Consider the following 1884-nt stretch of genomic DNA (forward strand, 5'->3'; position numbering starts at 1 on the left):
TGAACTGGCCCGTGGGGTTGATGTGGATCTTGGTGTCGCTGTGGATCCACTCCTTGGGGATCACGGGCATGATGATGGTCTCCATCACCGCCTCGTGGATCTGCTGCTGGGTCACGTCGGGATCGTGCTGGGTGGACAGCACCAGGGCGTCCACGCCCACCACTTCGCCGTCGCGATAGCGCATGGTGACCTGGCTCTTGGCGTCAGGGCGCAGCCAGGGCAGGGTCTTGTTCTTGCGCACCTCCGCCTGCCGCTCGACCAGCCGATGCGCGAAGGTGATGGGAGCGGGCATCAGGACATCGGTCTCGTTGGTGGCGTAGCCGAACATCAGGCCTTGGTCGCCGGCGCCTTGCTCCTCGGGGCTCTTGCGGTCGACGCCCTGGGCGATGTCCGCGGACTGCTTGCCCACCAGAGACATCACCGCACAGGTATGGCCGTCGAAGCCCACGTCGGAGCGGTCGTAGCCGATGTCGTTGACCACTTGGCGCGCCAGGCTGTCGAAGTCCACGTAGTGATCGGTGGTGATCTCGCCGGCGACGATAATCGCACCGGTCTTGATCATGGTCTCGCAAGCGACGCGGGCGGCGCCGGGGTTGGGGTCGTTGGCCAGGATGTCGTCGAGGACGGCGTCGGAGATCTGGTCTGCGACCTTGTCGGGATGGCCTTCGGACACGGATTCGGACGTGAAGAGCAGTTCGTTTGACATAGCGATATGAGGGCGCCCTGGGCGCTCTTGAGTTGCTGTTGGATGGGAATGAGAAGCAGCGCTGCCGCGTGGGAGTGCGGCGGTCGAGAGCGCACCATGTTAACCGAGGCCGATGGCGATGAACAGGCACCGGAAGCGCTTGGCGGGGTTTCCGCCGCCGTCTGTTCGGTTACCATGGTCGGCCTTGTTTTCACTGGCATCTGCGCTTGAGGAGGCTGTAATGGTGTCGCTCGAAACCCCTGTTTGCGACTTTGGCCAGCCGGCACCGGACTTCTCCCTACCCGGCGTCGACGGCAAGACCTGGACACGCGACATGTGCAAGGGGCCGAAGGGGCTCCTGGTGATGTTCATCTGCAACCATTGCCCGTATGTGCAGGCGGTCCGAGAGCGCATCGTGCGCGACGCCCGGGAGCTCGGCGAGCTTGGCATCGGCTGCGTGGCGATCATGTCCAACGACCCCGCCGATTACCCGGAGGACTCGTTCGAGAACATGCAAAAGGTGGCCGCCGAGTACGATTTCCCCTTCCCCTACCTGCTCGACGAGACGCAGGCGGTGGCGAAGGCCTATGGTGCCGTCTGCACACCGGATTTCTTCGGCTACAACGCCGACCTGGGCCTGCAGTACCGCGGGCGGCTGGACGAAAGCCGCAAGGAGACGGCGCCGCCGGATGTGCGCCGGGACCTCTTCCTCGGCATGAAGCAGGTCGCCGAGACCGGCCAAGGCCCGACGGAGCAGATCCCGAGCGTCGGCTGCTCCATCAAGTGGCGTGAGGCCTAGGGAGACGCCGATTATTTGGCCATGGCTTACCGGAATCGGCGCGGGAAGCGAAAAGCGTGGTCTCCGCTTCCTTTCATTTTCAGCGACTTGCGTCAGTGAAGATGGTGGGGCGTCCTGCCCCGCACGGGAAACGCCAATAAGTCGGCGTTTCCTCATCGTCGACGCGGGGGCCCGATAGTGCGCCGCGGCGGCTTGCCGGCGGCTGCGGACGGCCCTGCCGCCCGTACCCGCCGCACGACGGCCGAGCGGTTCGACTTGCTTATACTCGACCGAAATCCTTAATAGTAGGAAGTTATGAACGTGGCGCCGGGGACCCCGGCGCCGGTTGCTGGCTAAGCCGCCCGTTTCCGCGCAAGACCAGGCGGCGGTAACCCCATACGCGCGGCACCGGGCGCCAGGG

Annotated in this window: 2 protein-coding genes; one reads left to right on the top strand and one right to left on the bottom strand. The window is 64.8% G+C overall.

The features are described 5' to 3' along the window. Window positions 1-706, bottom strand: a 706-nt coding sequence (gene metK / locus I6U14_RS12280) for a methionine adenosyltransferase (RefSeq protein WP_296899707.1), incomplete at its 3' end; no start/stop codon positions are given. Window positions 707-926: 220 nt separating this feature from the next. Here metK and I6U14_RS12285 point away from each other — a divergent pair. Further along, window positions 927-1484 carry a thioredoxin family protein gene (locus I6U14_RS12285; protein ID WP_296899709.1) on the top strand — a complete coding sequence of 186 codons (558 nt, stop codon included), beginning with the start codon at window positions 927-929 and terminating at the stop codon, window positions 1482-1484. The last annotated feature ends 400 nt before the right edge of the window (window positions 1485-1884 follow it).

The organism is Thiohalocapsa sp., assembly GCF_019695415.1.
Lineage (GTDB): Bacteria > Pseudomonadota > Gammaproteobacteria > Chromatiales > Chromatiaceae > Thiohalocapsa.